Below are 19,309 nucleotides of genomic sequence, written 5' to 3'. Positions count from 1 at the left end.
CTACGTCGAGTCGTTCTCGCGGCGCGCTCGAGACTCGAGCGCCTCGATGCGTAGATCCTGCAGCGCGCTCTGTTCTGCCAACACGCGCGTCTTGTCCTCGAGATCGGTGAGCTCCGCGCTGTGCTGAATGCAGACCAGGAAGAGGATCAGCACACTGACGAAGAACACCAGATTGGTGGGAACCTCAACACCGACGATGCCGGCCGCCCACTCCAACACAGGGGGGAAGATCCCGATCAGCAGTGCGAGCACCCCTGCGACCAGCCACCACACGGCGTGGCGCTCGCGCAGCCGACGCCGCCGAAGCATCTCGATCACAACGATGAGCGTCAGGAGTGCTGCGGCGATTCCGAAGATGTAACTCGCGAGGCTCAAGCGACTACGCCTTTCTCCGCGAGCGGCACACGTGGCCGCATCAGCGCAATGAGCAGGGCCATTCCGGCGCGGCCGAGGTAGGCCGCGGCTTTGACCGGGTTGTGGGACGGCGTTCCGCCGGCGCGCGGACGCATGGCGACGGGAACTTGACGGATGTCGCAGCCTGCCCTGGCGGCGATCACCAGCGACTCGATGGTGTCGCCGAGGTACTCAGCGGGGTAATGCTCCGCGAACAGCGCGACGGCCCGGGGCCCGGTCGCGCGGAATCCGGACGTCGTATCGGTGAGTGTCGTCCTGGCGAGTCGGCTGATCACACTGGCCAGGACGACCATCGCCCACTTGCGCGGACCACGCACCGTGTAGTCGCCCTCTCCGGCGAAACGCGCACCGAGCACCAGATCCGCCTCCGCGAGCGTCTTGAGCAGCACGGGAACACCGGCCGGATCATGCTGACCATCGGAGTCGACCTGCACGACATTCTCGAAGCCGTGCGCCATGGCGTACTTGAATCCGGCTCGCATCGCGCCGCCGACGCCGAGGTTGTACGGCAGGCTCAACACGGTCGCACCGGCTGCGCGGGCCATGGCGGCCGTGGCATCCTTTGAGCCGTCATCGACCACGAGAACAGCGACGCCGGGCAGCTTCTCGAACACTTCGCGCACGACGGCACCGACGGCCTCCTCTTCGTTGAGCGCGGGCATCACGATGAGGGTGCGCGCGAGCGAAGAGGTCATTCTTGAGATCCTAGCAATGGCTGTGCGTGGCGGCGTTCTGCGCTAGCCGGTGAAGACATGGCGGAGCAGGGCGGAGCGCCCGGCGCTGTTCTTGGCGCGGATGGCTGCCGGTACTTCGGTCAGCGCGTTCAGGCGGGAGGTGAAGTGCCTGCGGGCCGCTCGGGCGGCCTTCGGCCAGCCCAGGGCCGTGCATGCGGTCGACGTCTCACGGAAGAGGGTGAGCTCCTGGGCGAACTTGGATCCGTCCGGCCCGGTCACCGCGGAGACGCTCGCGGAGTGCCGCCGGTAGTTGAAGCACAGGGCGTCATCTAACACCAGAGAGCCGCCGCCCTTGGTGATCTCCAGGAGCATCGCGAGGTCTTGAACGACGTCGAGGTCGGTGCGGAAGTCGCGCTTGCGCAGTTCCTGGACGTTCCAGACCAAGGAGGGGAAATACGTCCAGTTCCCGCGCAGCAGGCTGGTCGCCAGCTGCTCGCCGCGATACTCCCGTGCGCCGCTCCCGTTGAACCGGTAGATGGCCTTCACCCTGTCGGCGAGCGGACGCGACGGCGCGCCGTTCTCATCGATGACGCTGACCCCCGGCTGGATCACGCCGGCGTTGGGGAAACGCACGATGAGTTCCTTCACCCGGCCGACGTAGTTGGGCAACATCACGTCGTCGCAGCCCATGAGGACGGCGAAGTCGCTCTGCATGAGGGTGATGCACTTGTTGTAGTTGCGGCTCGGGCGCAGATTGTGCTCATTGCGGATATAGCTGATCCGGGGGTCTCCGAGGCCGACGAGCCACTCACCGGGGGCGAGGTCGGGATAGACGTCATCGACGACGACGAGTCGCCAGTCCGGGTCGCTCTGCGCGCGCACACTCTCGACGGCGGCGCGGAAGTGGTCGAAGCTGCCGTAGAACGGCATCATGATGTCAAGGGTCACTGGGGAGGAATCCTGGCTCTTTCAGCGGGGACGATGAGGACCCTCCATGCTCGCACATCGCGCTGGGCTTCACCCGAATCACTAAACTAGACCGGATGTCAGTATCTAAGAACGGTGCGCCCGGGAACTCGGCGTCCACAGAAACCGGGCGCAGCGACGGCACTCCGATCAGAGTGACGCTGTCCATGCTCTCGCTCGTGCCAGGTGGCATGGGCGGAAGCGAGACGTACGCGCGGGAACTCGCGCGCGGGCTCGACGCTCGCGCCGACGTCACCGTCGACGCCCTGGTCCCGGAGAACGCAGCCGGAAGCTCCGGACTCACCGCCGAACACGCCATCGATGGTGTGATCGCGCGGCCGTCGACCGTTGGACGCCTGCGCGCACTGCTCAGTGCGACGCTTGCAAAGCGCTCGATTCGGGCGGTCAGTGCCGATGCCGCCGTCGTGCACTTTCCGTTCACGGTGCGGGTGCCGAAGGCGGCGGCCGGCCAAGCCACGGTGATGACCGTGCACGACGTGCAGCACCGCGAATTGCCGCACCTCTTCTCCTTCGCCGAGAAGCTCTTCCGCGTCTTCAGTTACGAGATCCCCGCCCGCAAGGCCGACATCGTCGTGACCATCAGCGAATTCGCCCGTGGCGGCATCGAGAAGCACCTGAGGGTTCCCGCCGAGCGCATCCGTGTCATCCCGCTCGGCGTCGACATCACGGAATTCACCCCGTTCTTCGGAGAGCGCGAGGACTTCGTGCTCTACCCGGCCCGCGGCTGGCCGCATAAGAACCACGCCGCCCTCCTCTCCGCCATGGAGCTGTTGCGCGTCGACCGCCCTGGGCTGCGCCTGGTGCTCACCGGGGGCAACCTCGACGCGCTTGGCAGCATGCCGGAGTGGGTGGAGCGTCGCGGGCTGGTTCCCCGTGAGGAACTGCTCGGGCTCTACCGCAGCGCATCCGCCCTCGTCTTCCCGAGCCTCTACGAGGGCTTCGGTCTGCCGCCACTGGAGGCGATGGCCTCCGGCTGCCCGGTTGCCGCATCGAACGCCGGCTCGATTCCCGAGGTGTGTGGGGACGCCGCGGTGCTCTTCGACCCGAACGACCCGTCAGACATCGCACGCGGTGTGCGCGAGGCGATCGCCGCAGGGCCAGAGCTTGCCCGGCGCGGGCTCGCCCGCGCCGCCCAGTTCACCTGGGAGTCGTGCGTTGACGGGCACGTCTCCGCATTCCGCGACGCGGCGCGATTGCACGGCGCCCGATGACCGCGCGCATCTCCGTCGCCCTTGCGACGCACAACGGCTCCGCGTTCATCCGCGAGCAGTTGCGGAGCATCCTCGCCCAGACACGCCCCGTTGACGAGATCATCGTCTCCGACGATGCCTCACGTGACGACACGGTTGCGATCATCGAAGCGAGCGTCGCGGAGTGGGCGAGCCTCCATGCCCCCGTGCCGGCCCTGCGCATCCTGCGCAACGAGTTCGCGCTCGGGGTGACGGCCAATTTCGAGCAGGCACTGGGCGCGTGCTCAGGCGAGATCATCGCACTGTGCGACCAGGACGATCGCTGGGATGACGGCAAGATCGCGGTGATCGAGGAGGCGTTCCGCGCGCGCGCGGAGTTGGAGCTCGTGCACAGCGACGCGCGGATCGTCGATGCGATCGGGACGCCGACTGGGCTCCGCCTCCTCGAGACGCTCAACGTCTCCGAGTCGGAGCGGCGCGAGATTCGCGGTGGTCGCGCCATCGACACTCTGCTGCGGCGCAACCTGGTCACGGGGGCCACCGCGGTGGTGAGTCGCGGTCTCATCGAGCGCGCCCGCCCATTCCCCGCGTCCTGGGTGCACGACGAGTGGCTTGCCGTGATCGCGGCGTCGACAGACCGCCTTCTGCTGATCGAGCAGGATCTGATCGACTACCGCCAGCACGGCGCCAACCAGATCGGTGCGACATCCCTGACGGGGTCGATCCGGCTGGCCCGCCTCATGCAGCCGCGCACAGACCGCGATGCCCGCCTCTTGGCGCGGGCCATCGACCTGGCCGAGCGACTCCCGGGAACGGGGGCGCCCCAGCACGTCGTCGAGCTGGCGCAGGACAAGGTCGTGCACGAGCGAGTGCGCAGCGGCTACCCCCGCGCCCGCCTGCTTCGCCTGATCCCCGTGCTGAAGGAATGGTTCAGCGGGAGGTACCGCCGCTTCGGGCTCGGCGCGCAGGATGTGCTGCGCGATCTGATCCAGCCCGTCTGATCGGGGCTATTCCTCCGGAACCGGTGCAGGCTCGTGCCGGCGCAGGGCGTCCCGCCAGCTCATGCTCTGCGAGGCCTTGATGGCGCAGACGATGAGCAGCATCCAGCCGTACTCGCCGAGCACCGTGCTCTCGGCGAATGAGGTCACGGTCAGCGCGACCACGATGAGCGCGGGCCAGACGTAGACAGAGCTGCGCTTCTCACTGGCGAGCAGCCACGAGCGCACGAGTGCGAAGCCGATCAGGGCGCTGAAGCTGATGAGTCCGACGATCCCGAGCTGGAAGTACACGTCGTAGAAGGCGCTGAGCGCCGAGTTCTGGGTGCCACGCGTGGCGAGGTTGATCCAGATGTACGGCGGCTCCAGCGGCGGCCAGGCGCCCACCCACCCCCAGCCCTGCAGCGTGTTCATCTGCGAGTACCGCACGATCTCGCGCCAGACCGCGATGCGCACCTCGAACTCGCTTCCGGCATTGAGCAGTTCGAGGATCCTGGAGCGCGTCAGCCAGAGCACGAGGGCGGTGATGGCCACGACCGTCAGCAGGCCGAGCTGCCAGTACATGCGCGTTGCGCTCGGCACCCGACGGATGCCGGCGAGCGCCAGCGCGGCGATGCCGACGACGATGAAGGCGCCCATGGTCACGGGCGAGCCGGAGAGCAGCACGCAGAGCGTCGCGAGCCCGATTGAGAACGCGCCCTGCATCCGTGGCACCGAGCGTGTCATGAATTCGATCGAGAAGGTGATCAGCCCGATCAGTGCGATCAGGCCGAGTTGGTTGCGGCTGCCGAAGACGCCCTGCAGCGGCCCGAGCGAGGTGAGGTTGCCCTGGATGTCGAGGAAGGCGATCGGCAGATCGAGGAGCACCCCGGAGAGCACCTCGAGGGCGAGGGAGAGGCCGAGCAGCACACGCAGCACGTCGCCGAGTCCGCGCACCAGCTGGATCGTGTCGCGCACGAGTGTCAGATAGACACCCAGCGCCGTGAAGAGCAGCAGGTAGAGCACCTTGGCCCCGCTCAGCACCGTCGTCGTGCTCCAGAACACCGAGATCATGGTCCAGCCGAGGAAGACGAGCAATGTGATCGGCGGCAGGCCGTACCAGTCGATCGCCTGCCTGCGGGCGAGGAGCGAGAGAGTGGCGAGGGCGACGAGGGCGACGAGGATGGCGAGCAGACCCGGCCATCCCATCGTCGCCCGCAACAGGTGGGTGCTGAAGGCGGCGCCGAGGATGCACAGCGTCAGGGCCGCGGCGAAGCGCGCCGAGCCCAGCAGGTGGGCGACGGCGGGCGGCAGCACGGGGCGTCTTGCGGCATCCATGCGTCAGGGCATCGTCTCGACGCGGCCGAGATTGCGTTTGGTGATGATGGCGAGCGCGACCAGCAGCATCCAGCCGCTCTCGATCAGGATCCGGCTTTCCGCGACGCTCTGCACGATGAACGCGACCATGAGCAGGAACGGCACGAGGGCGGATGCCGCATACGGCCGATTGTCCTCCAGCGCGTCCCTGGGCCGGTCGACGGCCAGGAACCAGCTGCGCCAGAGGGTTCCGATCACGAGTGCGGCGAAGAGGACGACGCCGATGACGCCGAGCTGCAGCCACACGTCGAGCCAGGCGTTGTGGGCCTGCAGGTATGTGACGCCCTTGCGGACCGCGAGGTCATCGAACGGTTCGACCCACGGGGCCCAGTAGCCCACCCAGCCCCAGCCGGCGACGGGGCGCTCCGCGGCGAGGCCGGCGACCGACGACCAGATGTCGAATCGCCCGGTCAGGTCCTCGCTCTTGCCGAAGAGGGCCAACAGCTGGCCCCACAGCGCGACGAGCAGTACGCCGCCGAGCACGAGCAGTCCGGCAGCGGTGAGGTAGACGGGGCGCCGTGCCTCCGGCCCGACCCTGCGGGCCCACAGCGCGAAGCCGAGCGCCAGCGCGACGACGGCGACGGCGATCATCACGGTGGCCGAACGCGTCAGGGCGAGCGTGAACACGGCGGTGGCCAGCCAGAAGATGCCGGGGCCCCTGCGCACGCTCCGTGCCGCCAGCTGGGCGCCGAAGACGATCACGGCCATGAGCGCGGCGGCGGCCAGCAGGTTGCGGTTGGCGACGATGCCCTCGATCGGGCCGCCGTCGAAGAGCAGCCCGCGTGACCAGTAGAAGGCGGCGGGAACCGTGCCGTCGTAGTCGGTGAAGAAGGGCAGGATCGGACCGCCGACGACCCCGGCGACGTAGATCTCGAACAGCAGCGAGAGGCCGAGCACCCAACGCAGCGCGACGCCGAAGGTGCGCAGGAACTCGACCCAGCTCAGGCAGAGCCCGAGGAAGAGCGCCGAGAGGGTGGCCGAGAGTTGGGCCGCGATGCCGATGGCCGTCGCACCGGGGTAGAACGACCACGCGAGGGACAGCACGGAGAAACCGACGAAGAGCCACAGGCTCTTCGGCATCCGGCGCCACGACCAGTCCGGCCGCAACCGCACGAGCGCGACCACGGCGGCGACGACGACGAAGAGCGCCAGGGCACCCCAGCCCCACCATCCGAGCAGGTTGCGCCAGAACTGGCCGGCAATGGCCGTGAACAGCAGCAGGGAGGCCAGTGCGCGCACGGCAAAACGGCTACGGACCGGCTTCATGCTCCAAGGCTATCGAACTCGGACGGCGCGGCACGGCCGCCCCACCGCGGCAGGGGCGATCTCAGACGAACGCCGCCTGCCCGGTGATGCTGCGCCCGACGATGAGCGTGTTCATCTCGCGCGTGCCCTCGTAGGAGTACAGCGCCTCCGCGTCGGCGAAGAAGCGGGCGATGTCGTAGTCGATCACGATGCCGTTGCCACCGAAGAGTTCGCGGCACCACGCCACGGTCTCGCGCATGCGGGAGGTCGCGAACGCCTTGGCCAGGGCGGAGTGTTCGTCGCGCTGCTCGCCGCGGTCGAGCATCTCGGAGACCCGGACGACCATGCCGAGCGATGCGGTGATGTTCCCGAGGCTCTTCGCCAGCATGTCCTGCACCAGCTGGTGCGCTCCGATCGGCTTGCCGAACTGCTCACGCTCCCTGGAGTACGCAACGGCCGCCTCGTAGGCGCCGGCCGCGACGCCGACGGCGGCCCAGGCGACCTCCGCACGCGTCAGCCGGAGCACCTTCGCCGTGTCCTTGAACGAGTTGGCGTTCGCCAGCCGGAGCGACTCGGGCACGACGACGTCCTCGAGGGTGATGTCGGCGTTCTGCACGGCGCGGAGGCTGATCTTGCCCTCGATCTTGCTCGCGGTGTAGCCGGGCGAGCTGGTCGGCACGATGAAGCCCAACACCCGGTTGTCCGCGACATCCTTCGCCCAGATCACCGTGATGTCGGCGAACGTGGCGTTGCCGATCCAGCGCTTGGCGCCGTTCAGCACCCAGTTGTCCCCGTCGCGCCTGGCGGTGGTGCGCAGGCCCTGGGCGCTATCGGATCCGCTCTGCGGCTCGGTCAGGCCGAAGCTGCCGATGACCTCACCGGATGCCAGGCGCGGCAGCCATTCCGCGCGCTGCTCCGGCGAGCCGCAGACGGCGATCGACCCGCAGCTCAGACCGTTCTGCACGCCGACGAAGGTCGCGACGGATGCATCGACCCTGGCCAGCTCGAAGGCGAGAAAGCCGCGGAAGACGGCGGAGTTCTCGAATGGTCGGGTCTCGTCCCAGGCGTAGCTGAACTGACCGAGCTCGGCCAGCGGCCGCACGATCTCGGTGGGGAACTCCGCACGATCCCAGTAACCGCCGATGATGGGGCGCACCTCGGAGTCGAGGTAGCCGCGCAGCGCCATGATCGCCTCCTTCTCCTGCTCGCTGAGCAACGACTCGTAGTTGTAGAAGTCGGAGATGAGGGGCTCGAAGGTCATGACGGCGCTCCATTGCAAACGGAGGCCCCTGTCGCCAGGGGCCTGTCGGTGATGTCACGCTCAGCATAGGTGGCGGGACGGCCGGCGGCGAAGGCACTTGGTAGTTTGGTCTCACGCCAGCAGGACAGGACCCCACGATGTTTGTAGCAATCACCAACACCCCGCGCGATTACGCCTGGGGATCGCGCACGGCGATCGCCGAATTGCTCGGGCACCCGGCGAGCGGGGCCCCGGAGGCCGAGCTCTGGCTGGGTGCGCACTCGGGATCGCCGAGCGTGATCGTCGGCGCACGGGGCGGATCCGCGGCGACGCTGTCGGAGCTCGTGCAGAGCGACCCGGTCGGCGTGCTGGGGGAGCGGAGCATCGCCGAGCACGGCGAACGCCTGCCATTCCTGCTCAAGGTGCTGGCCGCCGCCGGACCGCTGTCGCTGCAGGCGCATCCGTCGCCCGAGCAGGCGCGCGCCGGATTCGCGCTCGAGAACGAGGCGGGCATCGCCATCGATGCTCCGGATCGCAATTACAAGGACGCCTTCCACAAGCCGGAGCTGATCGTGGCGCTGAGCGAGAGATTCGACGCACTCTGCGGCTTCCGCGACCTCGCACAGACCCTCGACATCGTCGCCGAGCTGCAGAGGGCGGATGCCGCGACCGCCGACCCCCAGCCGAGTCCGCTCGCGGCGCTGGAGGCTGTGCTACGCGGACGCGACGGCCTGCGGGACACCGTCGAGTGGCTGCTGCGCGACGGCCGCGGCGAGGACAGCGGCGAGGTGAAGTGGCTGGTCGAGCGGGTCGTGGCGCTCGCCGCATCCGCAGCGCTCGCCAACAGCCCGTTCGCCGCCGAGTTCGCGACGGTGGGCACCCTCGCCGATGCCTACCCAGGAGACCCGAGCATCGTGCTCGCGCTGCTGCTGAACCGGGTGACGCTCCGGGCCGGCGAGGCGCTCTATCTGCCGGCAGGCAACATTCACATGTACCTCGACGGACTCGGCATCGAGCTGATGGCAGCCAGCGACAATGTGCTGCGCGGTGGCTTCACGCCCAAGCACATCGACGTCGACGAGTTGCTGCAGGTGCTGCGCTTCGACCCCGTTCCCGTGCCGCGCCTGGAGCCGGAACGCCCCGCGGACGGTGTGCGCGTCTACCGGCCGGACGTCCCCGATTTCGTGCTGTACGCGATCGAGCGGGCCGAAGCCGATGCGTCGTCGGAGGTCACCCTGAGCGGTGCGGCGATCGCGCTCTGCACGGCCGGAACGCTGCGGCTGACGGGCGGGCGCAACGCGAGCGAGATCGCCCGCGGCGAATCCGTGTTCATCACGCCGGAGGAGGGAACGCTCAGCGTCGCCGGTTCCGGCACGCTCTTCGTCGCCACCGTCGGCTGACGCCGTGTCTGAGCGCACCCCGCTGATCGAGTAGCGCGACGCGCAGCGTCGCGCTACTCGATCAGCGGGGAACGACTGCGAGTGTTCAGGCGTCGAGCAGCTCGCGGGCGCCCCGGCGGGAACCGAAGGTGCGCCGATACGCCGTCGGCGTCGTCTGCAGCACCTTGACGAAGTGGTGCCGCATCACCGCTGCGGTGCCGAAGCCCGTGTCGCCGGCGATGATCTCGAGGCCGAGCTCGCTCTCCTCGAGCAACTGCTGCGCGCGCAGCAGACGCTGACGGTTGAGCCAGGCCGTCGGCGTCGTTCCGAGCTCTGCCCGGAAGCGCCTGGCGAAGGTGCGCGGCGACATCAGCGCCGTGCGGGCGAGCTGGTCGACGGTGAGCTCCTGATCGAGGTGCTGCAGCATCCAGTCGGTCACGGCGGCCAACGAGTCGTTCGGCGCCGTCGCGGTCGGCAGCTGGATGAACTGCGACTGCCCGCCGTCGCGCTGCGGCGGCACGACCATGCGCCTGGCGATGATGTTGGCCGCGGATGCCCCGAGCTCCCGGCGCACGATGTGCAGTGCGGCGTCGATGCCGGCGGCGGTGCCCGCACCCGTGACGACGTGACGGTCCTCGACGAAGAGCACATCGGCGTCGACGGTTGTGCCGGGGAAACGCTCAGCGAGTTTGTCGGTGTAGAGCCAGTGCGTCGTGCTGCGGCGGCCGTCGAGCAGCCCGGCTTCGCCGAGCACGAAGGCGCCGCTGCAGACGCTGAGCACCCAGGCGCCGCGGGCCTCAGCCTCCTGGATCACCCGCAGGATCTCGGGGTGCACCGCGGGGGCGCCCTCCGCGCTGATCGAGGAATCCATGTACGCGGGCACGACGACGAGGTCGGCGTCGGCGGCGGCCTCCAGATTGTTGTAGATGACGATGTCGAAGCCGAGCTTCATGCGGATCGGCCCCGGCTCTGCCGCGACGATCGTGAAATCGAAGGCCGGGCCGCCCTGGGCGGAGCGATCGATCCCGAACACCTCGCAGACGACGCCGAACTCGAACGGTGCCATGCCTGGCAACGCGATGCAGACGACCTTCTCGAGCATGTCACCCTCCGTCGAATGGGCCGAGCGCCCGGATGCCGTCCGACATGGCAGGAACTCGACGAATGCTGTCAATGCTGCCACTCGCGGCAGAAAAACACAAGAGCAAGACTTTCTGCCATGTTGATTCTCATTCCGCTCCTGGCCCTCGTGATCTGGGCCATCGTCCACACGATCATCGTCCTGCGGCGCGACGGCTACGGCCGCTGCAATACAGTGGAGGCTGGCCTGCGGCAGGCGCCGCGGAACTCACTGGAGATGGGGCAGCAATGGCGTGGTTGGTAACGGGTGGCGCGGGATACATCGGCTCGCATGTTGTGCGGGCCTTCCTGGCCGACGGCATCGACGTCGTCATCGTGGATGACCTCTCCAGCGGCCACGCCGACTTCGTTCCGGCCGAGGTGCCGTTCTACCGCGGCAGCATCCTCGACGCCGAGCTGCTGGCCACGCTCTTCGCCGAGAACACCATCGACGGCGTCGTTCACGTCGCCGGCTTCAAGTACGCCGGGGTCTCGGTGCAGCGACCGCTGCACACATACGAGCAGAACGTCACGGCGACGACGGTGCTGCTCCAGGCGATGCAGAACGCCGGTGTCGGCCGCATCGTGTTCTCCTCCAGCGCCGCCGTCTACGGCACGCCTGACACCGATCTGGTGACGGAGGCGACCCCGAAGGCCCCGGAATCGCCCTATGGCGAGAGCAAGCTCATCGGAGAGTGGCTGCTGCGCGATGAGGGCATCGCGACGGGCCTCGCCCACACCTCGCTGCGCTACTTCAATGTCGTCGGCTCCGGTCACGACGGTCTCTACGACACCAGCCCGCACAACCTCTTCCCGCTCGTCTTCGAGGCGCTGCTGGACGGGCGCACCCCGCGCATCAACGGCGACGACTACAACACGCCGGATGGCACCTGCGTGCGCGACTACATCCACGTGGCCGACCTCGCCCGCTCGCACGTCGCCGCGGCGGAGCGCCTCCAGGCCGGGGACCCGATCGAGCCCGTGTACAACCTGGGCAGCGGCGACGGCGTCTCCGTCGGTGAGATCATGAGCACCATGGCCGCGGTCACCGGCATCCCGTTCACCCCGGAGATCGCACCCCGCCGCGGCGGCGACCCTGACCGCATCGTCGCCTCCGGCGAGCTGGCGCGGCGCGACCTGAACTGGGAGATGCGGCACAGCCTCGGGACGATGGTGCAGAGCGCCTGGGACGCGCGACGCGCCGCCGCCTGAGTTCCGGTTCGTACGCTCCGGCGCGTCGTGAACTCTCGATATTGAGTTGAGGGTTTACGATCTGCGACTTGACGCCACCCTAATGACAACGGTGTAATTAGTTCGGACGCGCCGGGCCGGTGCGTGGACAAGAAGGGTGGGAGACGATATGGCTGAATCTGATTATCGTCCGGGGGTACCCGAGGATTGGTTCGTCGATCCTGTCAGGCTGGGTGTTCCCGGTGTCAGGCAGCACATCGACGGTGACAACCCCTTGGCCTGGCAGACTGATTCGCTCTGTGCGCAGACCGACCCAGAGGCGTTCTTCCCGGAGAAGGGCGGCTCGACGAGAGACGCCAAGAAGATCTGCGGATCGTGCGAGGTGCGCTCGGAATGCCTCGACTACGCTCTCGCGAACGACGAGCGATTCGGCATCTGGGGTGGCCTGTCCGAACGCGAGCGCCGCAAGCTCCGCAAGCGCGCAAGTTAGTTCGCGGCGCGCCTGCGGCCTCATGCCCGTTGACGCAGACGCAACCTAGGCTGTTCCCGATATGTCTCCCCGAGTAACCGCCATCCTCATCGCGCGCAACGGCGCCCAGCATCTCACCCGAACTCTGGCGGCCCTCGCGGCGCAGACGCGCCGGCCGGACTCCGTGATCATGGTCGATTGCGGGTCGACGGATGCCACCCCGCAGCTGCTGGCGGAATTCGGCCCGACCCAGTTCATCTCGGCCGGAGAAGAACTGAGCTTCGGCGATGCCATCGCGGCCGCCGTCCGTGTCACCGCGACGCCAGAGGCCGACGACGAGTTCCTCTGGCTGCTCGCTCAGGACACGGCGCCGGAACCGGGGGCGCTCGCCGCCCTGGTCAATGCGCTCGAGATCGCGCCATCGGTCGCCGTCGCCGGACCCAAGCAGATGGACTGGGACCGCGCGGACTACATCCGCGAATTCGGTGAGACGATCACGCGCTTCGGCGCCACCGTTCCCGTCGTCGGGGCAGAGCTTGACCAGGCCCAGCACGACGGCCTGAGCGATGTCCTGGCCGTCGGCTCAGCCGGCATGCTCGTGCGTCACCGTCTCTGGGAGACGCTGGCCGGTTTCGACCCAGCCCTGCCCGTCGTCGATGACGCGCTCGACTTCTGCGTGCGCGCCAGACTGGCCGGCCACCGCGTCGCCCTCGTGCCTGCCGCGCGCGTCGCCGTCGCCGGCGACGGCATCGCGGGTGCGGGCAGCTCGCAGAAGGGCAGCGAGCGGCGCAGGCGGGTCCGGCTGCGCCGGCAGGCCCAGCTGCACCGCAGACTTGTCTACGCGCCGGCGGCTGCGCTGGTGCTGCACTGGCTCTCGCTCGTCCCGCTGGCCTTCGTGCGGGCGTTCGTACGCCTGATGCAGAAGGAACCGGGGTCGATCGGCGCCGAATTCGGTGCCGCATTCGGTGCCGCGTTCTCCGGCATCCGCGTCTCCAACGCGCGGCGCCGGCTCAAAACCACGCGCACCCTCGGCTGGGGTTCGATCGCGTCCCTGCGGATGCCGAGCGCCGAGGTGCGCCGCCGCCGGGCGCTCGTGCGCGAACAGCAACGCTCCCGGGTGCGCGGGTCACGCCACGAACTGGCCTTCTTCAGCAGCGGGGGAGCCTGGACGCTCATCGTCGCGGCCGTCGTCGGCGTCGCACTGCTCGCACCCCTGCTCGGCGCCTCGGCGCTGGACGGGGGCGGCCTGCTGCCGGTGAACGCGCCGGCCGTGCTCTGGCAGAACATCGGTTACGGCTGGCGCGACATCGGAACCGGTTTCGTCGGTGCGGCCGATCCATTCGCCGCGGTGCTGGCCGTGCTCGGTTCGATCACCTTCTGGTCGCCGTCCGCCCTGCTGCTCGCCCTGTACTTCTTCGCGCTGCCGTTGGCCGCGCTCGGTGCGTGGCTGGCCGCCGCCCGACTGACCATCCGCGGGGCCCTGCGGGCGCTGGCCGCCGTGCTGTGGATGCTCGCGCCGACCTTCCTCAGTGCGATCGCCGACGGCAGGCCGGCGCCGATGATCGCGCACATCCTCCTGCCGTGGCTGTTCTTCGCCGCGGCCGCAGCCGCGCGCTCGTGGTCGGCGTCCGCGGCATCCGCTCTGCTCTTCGCGGCAATCACCGCCTGCGCGCCGTCGCTCACGCCGGCACTGCTCGTTCTGTGGCTCCTCGCGGTGCTGTTCAGCGGCCGCTCCATCATGCGCTTCATCGGCATCCCGATCCCTGCGCTCGTGCTGGCCGCCCCGCTTGTGCTCGACCAGCAGCTGCGAGGCAATTGGTTGGCGCTCCTCGCCGACCCCGGTGTTCCGCTGCCCGCAGAGCACACCTCGAGCTGGCAGCTGCTGTTCGGATTCCCGAACGGCGACTTCGGCGGCTGGGGAGCGCTCGTTGAGTCGCTCGCGCTGCCCGGCGTGACCGCCGAGATCCTCGTGCCGATCCTGTTGGCACCGCTCGCTGTCCTGGCACTGCTCGCCCTCTTCCTGCCCGGCTCCCGCACGGCGCTGTTCGGTCTCGTCACCGCGCTGCTCGGCTTCGCGACGTCCATCGCGGCGGTCCAGATCGCCGTGGCCACGTTCGGCGATCAGAGCATCCTCGTCTGGCCGGGCGCCGGTCTCAGCCTCTACTGGGCCGGCCTCATCGGCGCCGCCGTGATCGGGCTGAACGCACTCGGCCGGGCAGGCACCGCCCCGACGATCATCTCCGGGCTGGCACTGACCATGGCCGTCATCCCGCTTGCCGGCTCCATCGCCCTGGGCGCGGCCGCACCGAACCCCGCCGCCGTCCACGCCGGCGACGCGCGCATGCTTCCCGCCTTCGTCACCGCCGAGGCGCAGACCGAGCCGCGCGCCGGGACTCTCGTGCTCGTGCCGCAGTCGAATGGCGGGGTGCTCGCCCAGCTGCAGCGCGGATCCGGGACGACGCTCGACGACCAGTCGACGCTCTTCGCGACCCAGACCGAGCCGAGCGAGGACGACGCCATGCTGGCGGAGCTGGCGGGCAATCTGAGCTCGCGCAGCGGATTCGATGCCCAGCCGAGCCTCGATGCGCTGGCGATCCGCTTCGTGCTACTGGCCCCGGCCAGTGCAGCGCCCGGCGCCGACGTCAGCACGGATGCCGCAGACACCGCGCGGCGCACGGCGAGCTCGCTCGACGGCAACGCACTTCTGGTACCGGTCGGCGAGACCGATTTCGGAACCCTGTGGAGCTACCAGACGAGTGACGTCGCCGCGTCGGACGCCGCCGCGATCCCGGCGGACGCCGGCGGATTGCTCGGTCGGGCCGTGATGTGGACTCAGCTCGCCGTCTTCGCTTTCGTCGTCTTGCTCTCGATCCCGACCGGTGTCGGGCGTGACATGCCAGGCGGCCGGACGGCCGTGCCGGCGCCCGTGCTTCCCGAGGCGCCAGCACGGACCAGGCAGACGAAGCAGACGAAGCAGAAGCGCGCGAAGGAGAAGCCGACGAGAGGGCGGAGGGCGGCCGAGTCGGCCGAACTCGCCCCGGTGGAGCCCGCAGCAACAGCCGAGCCCATCGCGCCGACTGACACAGGGACGACTGACACGGCGACGACCGAGGCAGCGACGACTGGCACAGAGACGACCGACACAGAGACGACCGACACAGAGGAAAGCGGGCAGAGCGATGAGCGCTAGCCGCCGATGGGCGCTGGTCGGCGCCCGCGCCATGACCGGACTGCTCGGGATCGCCGCAGCGGTCGCCACCGTCGGTGCTGCGACGCTGCTCCCGTGGCCGAGCCACATCGTGCAGCCGAACGCCGAGCTCGTCACTCCGACCGCCAGTGGGCAGCAGCGTGTCTGCCCCGGCCCGCTGCTCGCCCTCGCCGCCGACGCGAGCGCGGCATCCTCCGCCTCCTCGATCGGTGCAGCAGACACGCTCTACGCCGCTGGACGCTCCGGCTCCCTCTCGGCATCCGACATCACGGTGAGTCCATTGGCCGCCCCGGACAACGTCGCTGGCGATGTCGCGGGAACGCCGCTTCTGCTGAGCATCCCGGCGGCCGACTCCGCGCCGCTCATGGCCGGCGCGCAGTCGCAGACGGCGACGACCGAGACGCTCAGCGGTTTCACCGCGGCCGGCTGCGGCGAGGCGTCGTCCGACGGCTGGTTGGTCGCGGGCTCCACCGCGATCGGGCACACCAGCCTGCTACTGCTCAGCAACCCGAGCGACGTCGCGGCATCGGTCGATCTGAGGCTGTACGGCGAGGGCGGCCTCGTCGATGCGCCGGGATCGACCGGGATCCTGGTGCAGCCCCAGTCGCAGCGCGTGATCCCGCTGGCCGGACTCGCGCCGAACCTCAACTCGCCCGTCGTCCATGTGGCCACGCGCGGCGGCCAGGTCGTCGCGTCGCTGCAGCAGAGCGTCATCCACGGTCTCGTCCCCGGCGGCATCGAGCTCGCCGGCACCACGGCGGCGCCGGCCCTGGAGCAGCTGATCTCCGGATTCACGGTGCCGGCCGCCCTGATCGACGAGACCCAGAGCAACGACAGCCACTTCCACGATGACCAGGCCGCCGTGCGCGTGCTGAACACCGGCGCGGATGCCGCGGAGCTCACCGTGAGTGCGACCTCCGACGACGGGGGCAATGGCGCGTCGATCACGGTCACCCTGGAGCCCGGCGTCGCGTCGGAGGTCCCTCTCAGCGAACTCGCCGCCGGTAACTACACGGTGCGCCTGAACGCTGACCAGCCGATCGTCGCCGCCGCGCGCAGCACGGAGAAGTCGGCGACGAGCGAGGACTTCGCGTGGTTCGTCGCCTCCCAGGCACTCGTCGACGACAGCGCCATCGTCGTCGCGGACGGACCGGCCCCGACGCTGCGGCTGGCGAACCCGCACGGCAACGCCCAGCGGGTCACCCTGCAGGACGGTTCAGGCACCCCGCTGACGGTGAACCTGCCGGCAGCCGGCTCGGTGAGCGTTCCCCTCACCGCCGGTGCCTCGTACACGCTCGGCGCCAGCGAGACGGGCGGCGTCGTCGCGAGCGTGAGCTACCAGGGCGGCGCGGCGCTCTCCTCGTTCGCGCTCAACCCGCCCGGGCCGCTCGCCCGCGCGATCGCCGTCTACACGCACTGACGCAACCGCCTCGCACACGCTCGAGCGGTAGAAACCACACCTACCCGCCCGACGTTTCCGCCGCGAAACTGCGGTTTCCGCCGCGGCGCGCTGCCGATGCGGCGTCGCTAGAAGTGGCGGAAGCGATCGGGAGCCAGGTCCCACGGGTCCTTGCCGAGCAGATCGCCGACGGCACGGAACACGCAGCTCTCCACCATCATGCGGCGGTGGATGTCGTCGTTGTGGTGCAACTTGCTCATCCGCTGGATGGGGACGCGGTAGAACACGATGCGCCCCCGTTCAGGATCGACGCTCCAGCGGTCGATGTGATCGCCGTGCAACGCCTGTTCCGGCGCGGCGGCGACCTCGAAGCGCACAGAGGACAGCTCGGCCGGCCAGACTCCGCGGAGGTACTCCGCTGTCGAGAGGATCGTCTGCTCGAACATGTCGATGCGGCCGTTCAGCATCGGAAGGTACGGGCCGGCCACCGAGGAGCGCAGGCCGCGACCGTGGCGGTCGCGGATGCCGCGCCGAGCGGAACCGCCCGCCGAGGCACGGCCAGACGAGGTACGGCGCGAACGAGGCATAGCACCAATCCTAAGCCGCGAGGCTGGGCTGCAGCACGCAGTGTCGTGCTCTGGCGATACGCTGGAGTCGACATGAACAGGCCCTGCTCCAAGATCGCGTGCCAAGGCCAGGCGGTCGCGACTCTCACCTACGACTACGCCGACTCGATGGCGGTGCTCGGCCCGCTGAGCGCCACGGCCGAGCCGCACGGCTACGACCTCTGTGCCCGGCACGCCGAACGGCTCTCCGCGCCCGTCGGCTGGCAGGTCGTGCGTCATATGAGCCTCGTCTCCGATGGCGGTCAGCGCGCGGCGGAGTGACACGCTTCGCCGGGTAACGAAGGCGGAACAAAACGACGCCGACATCCGGAAGCTGCGAGAATAGCGACATGACTCTCGCGCCCTCCTCTGCCCTGTCGTTCAAGGTCGCCGATCTCGGTCTCGCCGAGGCCGGTCGACACCAGCTGCGGCTGGCCGAGAATGAGATGCCGGGCCTGATGGCGCTGCGCGCCGAGTTCGGCGAGTCCAAGCCGCTGGCCGGGGCCCGCATCGCCGGCAGCCTGCACATGACCGTGCAGACCGCCGTGCTGATCGAGACCCTCACCGCCCTCGGTGCCCAGGTGCGCTGGGCCAGCTGCAACATCTTCTCCACCCAGGACGAGGCGGCCGCGGCCATCGCCGTCGGGCCGACAGGCACCGAGCACGAGCCGGCCGGCGTGCCAGTCTTCGCCTGGAAGGGCGAGACGCTCGAGGAGTACTGGTGGTGCACGGAGCGCATCTTCGACTGGAGCGCAGAGGCCGCGGCGGCCGGCGAGAGCTGGTCCGGCCCGAACATGATCCTCGACGACGGCGGAGACGCCACGCTGCTGGTGCACAAGGGCCGAGAGTTCGAGCTCGCGGGCGCCGTCCCATCGACGACGGATGCCGACAGCGCCGAGTACCGCGTCGTGCTTGACACGCTGCGCCGCTCGCTGGACCTCTCCACCGACCGGTGGACGCGCATCGCCGCCGAGATCAAGGGTGTGACGGAGGAGACGACGACCGGAGTGCACCGCCTCTACGAGTTGGCGGCATCCGGTGGGCTGCTCTTCCCCGCCATCAACGTGAACGACTCGGTCACCAAGAGCAAGTTCGACAACAAGTACGGCATCCGCCACTCGCTGCCGGACGGCCTCAACCGTGCCACCGACGTGCTGATGGGCGGCAAGGTCGCGTTCGTCGTCGGCTACGGCGACGTCGGCAAGGGCGCGGCCGAGGCGCTGCGCGGCCAGGGCGCCCGCGTGATCGTGAGCGAGGTCGACCCGATCTGCGCGCTGCAGGCGGCCATGGACGGCTACCAGGTCGCCAGGCTTGAGGACGTCGTCGGCGACGTCGACATCTTCGTCACCTGCACGGGCAACTTCAACGTGATCACGGTCGAGAACATCCTCGCGATGAAGCACCTCGCCATCGTCTCCAACGTCGGCCACTTCGACAACGAGATCGACATGGTCTCACTCGAGAATCTGCCGGGCGCCGTGTCGGTGCAGATCAAGCCGCAGGTGCACGAGTGGCGCCTGCCGAACGGTCGCAGCGTGCTCGTTCTCAGCGAGGGTCGCCTGATGAACCTCGGCAACGCCACCGGTCACCCCTCCTTCGTGATGAGCAACTCCTTCACCAACCAGGTGCTCGCCCAGATCGAACTGTGGTGCTACCCGGAGAAGTACCCGGTCGGCGTCTACGTGCTGCCCAAGCACCTCGACGAGAAGGTCGCCCGCCTGCACCTGGACGCACTCGGCGTGCAGCTGACGACGCTCACCCCGGAGCAGGCCGCCTACATCGGCGTCGCCGTCGACGGCCCGTACAAGGTCGACCACTACCGCTACTGATCCACAGCA

The 19,309-nt window shown here is 69.0% G+C and carries 18 protein-coding genes; 10 read left to right on the top strand and 8 right to left on the bottom strand.

Features of this window, described 5'->3' with window-relative positions; genetic code table 11:
- The 3 genes from ASC66_RS02490 to ASC66_RS02480 are packed head-to-tail and all read right to left on the bottom strand — an operon-like array spanning nt 1 to nt 2,036.
- Nucleotides 1-375 (bottom strand): DUF2304 domain-containing protein, encoded by a 375-nt coding sequence (locus tag ASC66_RS02490; protein ID WP_055834205.1) that lies wholly within the window; start codon nt 373-375, stop codon nt 1-3.
- Complete coding sequence (locus ASC66_RS02485; protein ID WP_055834202.1) at nt 372-1,109, bottom strand: glycosyltransferase family 2 protein; 738 nt, start codon at nt 1,107-1,109, stop codon at nt 372-374. The genes ASC66_RS02490 and ASC66_RS02485 overlap by 4 nt, the downstream gene beginning before the upstream one ends.
- A gap of 42 nt (nt 1,110-1,151) precedes the next feature.
- Entirely contained in the window at nt 1,152-2,036 is an 885-nt protein-coding gene (locus ASC66_RS02480) for a glycosyltransferase family 2 protein (protein WP_055834199.1), read from the bottom strand.
- Between the two features lie 95 nt (nt 2,037-2,131).
- On the opposite strand from ASC66_RS02480, the gene ASC66_RS02475 reads away from it, so the two are divergent.
- Nucleotides 2,132-3,286, top strand: a complete 1,155-nt coding sequence (locus ASC66_RS02475) for a glycosyltransferase family 4 protein (protein WP_082491958.1) — start codon at nt 2,132-2,134, stop codon at nt 3,284-3,286.
- Nucleotides 3,283-4,266, top strand: coding sequence for a glycosyltransferase family 2 protein (locus ASC66_RS02470; protein ID WP_055834193.1), 984 nt, complete (start codon nt 3,283-3,285; stop codon nt 4,264-4,266). Before ASC66_RS02475 ends, ASC66_RS02470 begins: the two co-directional genes overlap by 4 nt.
- A 6-nt stretch (nt 4,267-4,272) precedes the next feature.
- On the opposite strand, the gene ASC66_RS02465 is transcribed toward ASC66_RS02470, so the two are convergent.
- The 3 genes from ASC66_RS02465 to ASC66_RS02455 all read right to left on the bottom strand — a co-directional run bounded on the left by ASC66_RS02465 (nt 4,273) and on the right by ASC66_RS02455 (nt 8,122).
- Nucleotides 4,273-5,577 (bottom strand): O-antigen ligase family protein, encoded by a 1,305-nt coding sequence (locus ASC66_RS02465; protein ID WP_055834190.1) that lies wholly within the window; start codon nt 5,575-5,577, stop codon nt 4,273-4,275.
- A gap of 3 nt (nt 5,578-5,580) precedes the next feature.
- Nucleotides 5,581-6,882 (bottom strand): O-antigen ligase family protein, encoded by a 1,302-nt coding sequence (locus ASC66_RS02460; protein WP_082491957.1) that lies wholly within the window; start codon nt 6,880-6,882, stop codon nt 5,581-5,583.
- Between the two features lie 61 nt (nt 6,883-6,943).
- Entirely contained in the window at nt 6,944-8,122 is a 1,179-nt protein-coding gene (locus ASC66_RS02455) for an acyl-CoA dehydrogenase family protein (RefSeq protein ID WP_055834186.1), read from the bottom strand.
- Between the two features lie 137 nt (nt 8,123-8,259).
- Between ASC66_RS02455 and manA the strand changes: the two genes are divergently transcribed.
- The gene (gene manA, locus ASC66_RS02450; RefSeq protein ID WP_055834183.1) at nt 8,260-9,501 is read left to right on the top strand and encodes a mannose-6-phosphate isomerase, class I; all 1,242 of its coding nucleotides are present in this window, start codon (nt 8,260-8,262) and stop codon (nt 9,499-9,501) included.
- A gap of 85 nt (nt 9,502-9,586) precedes the next feature.
- On the opposite strand, the gene ASC66_RS02445 is transcribed toward manA, so the two are convergent.
- Nucleotides 9,587-10,663, bottom strand: a complete 1,077-nt coding sequence (locus ASC66_RS02445; protein WP_353612508.1) for a GlxA family transcriptional regulator — start codon at nt 10,661-10,663, stop codon at nt 9,587-9,589.
- 36 nt (nt 10,664-10,699) lie between these two features.
- On the opposite strand from ASC66_RS02445, the gene ASC66_RS18000 reads away from it, so the two are divergent.
- The 5 genes from ASC66_RS18000 (at nt 10,700) to ASC66_RS02425 (ending at nt 16,887) form a co-directional block, all read left to right on the top strand.
- Nucleotides 10,700-10,864, top strand: a complete 165-nt coding sequence (locus ASC66_RS18000) for a hypothetical protein (RefSeq protein ID WP_157509607.1) — start codon at nt 10,700-10,702, stop codon at nt 10,862-10,864.
- On the top strand, nt 10,849-11,811 hold the full coding sequence (gene galE, locus ASC66_RS02440) for a UDP-glucose 4-epimerase GalE (RefSeq protein ID WP_055834176.1): 963 nt from the start codon (nt 10,849-10,851) through the stop codon (nt 11,809-11,811). The genes ASC66_RS18000 and galE overlap by 16 nt, the downstream gene beginning before the upstream one ends.
- 148 nt (nt 11,812-11,959) lie before the next feature.
- A complete protein-coding gene (locus ASC66_RS02435) occupies nt 11,960-12,280 on the top strand; it encodes a WhiB family transcriptional regulator (RefSeq protein WP_082491956.1) in 321 nt (106 codons plus the stop codon).
- 61 nt (nt 12,281-12,341) lie between these two features.
- Complete coding sequence (locus ASC66_RS02430; protein WP_055834173.1) at nt 12,342-15,449, top strand: glycosyltransferase family 2 protein; 3,108 nt, start codon at nt 12,342-12,344, stop codon at nt 15,447-15,449.
- Nucleotides 15,439-16,887 (top strand): DUF5719 family protein, encoded by a 1,449-nt coding sequence (locus ASC66_RS02425; protein ID WP_055834170.1) that lies wholly within the window; start codon nt 15,439-15,441, stop codon nt 16,885-16,887. Before ASC66_RS02430 ends, ASC66_RS02425 begins: the two co-directional genes overlap by 11 nt.
- A gap of 107 nt (nt 16,888-16,994) precedes the next feature.
- On the opposite strand, the gene ASC66_RS02420 is transcribed toward ASC66_RS02425, so the two are convergent.
- Nucleotides 16,995-17,453 (bottom strand): metallopeptidase family protein, encoded by a 459-nt coding sequence (locus tag ASC66_RS02420; RefSeq protein ID WP_055834167.1) that lies wholly within the window; start codon nt 17,451-17,453, stop codon nt 16,995-16,997.
- A 72-nt stretch (nt 17,454-17,525) separates the two neighbouring features.
- Here ASC66_RS02420 and ASC66_RS02415 point away from each other — a divergent pair, with 72 nt between their 5' ends.
- Complete coding sequence (locus ASC66_RS02415) at nt 17,526-17,753, top strand: DUF3499 family protein (RefSeq protein ID WP_055834164.1); 228 nt, start codon at nt 17,526-17,528, stop codon at nt 17,751-17,753.
- Between the two features lie 68 nt (nt 17,754-17,821).
- Complete coding sequence (ahcY, locus tag ASC66_RS02410) at nt 17,822-19,300, top strand: adenosylhomocysteinase (protein ID WP_055834161.1); 1,479 nt, start codon at nt 17,822-17,824, stop codon at nt 19,298-19,300.
- The last annotated feature ends 9 nt before the right edge of the window (nt 19,301-19,309 follow it).

Source organism: Leifsonia sp. Root4 (assembly GCF_001425085.1).
In the GTDB taxonomy this organism is placed as follows: Bacteria; Actinomycetota; Actinomycetes; order Actinomycetales; family Microbacteriaceae; genus Microterricola.
Note: the sequence above shows the minus strand (reverse complement) of the source record. Positions and strands in the feature narration are given on the sequence as shown.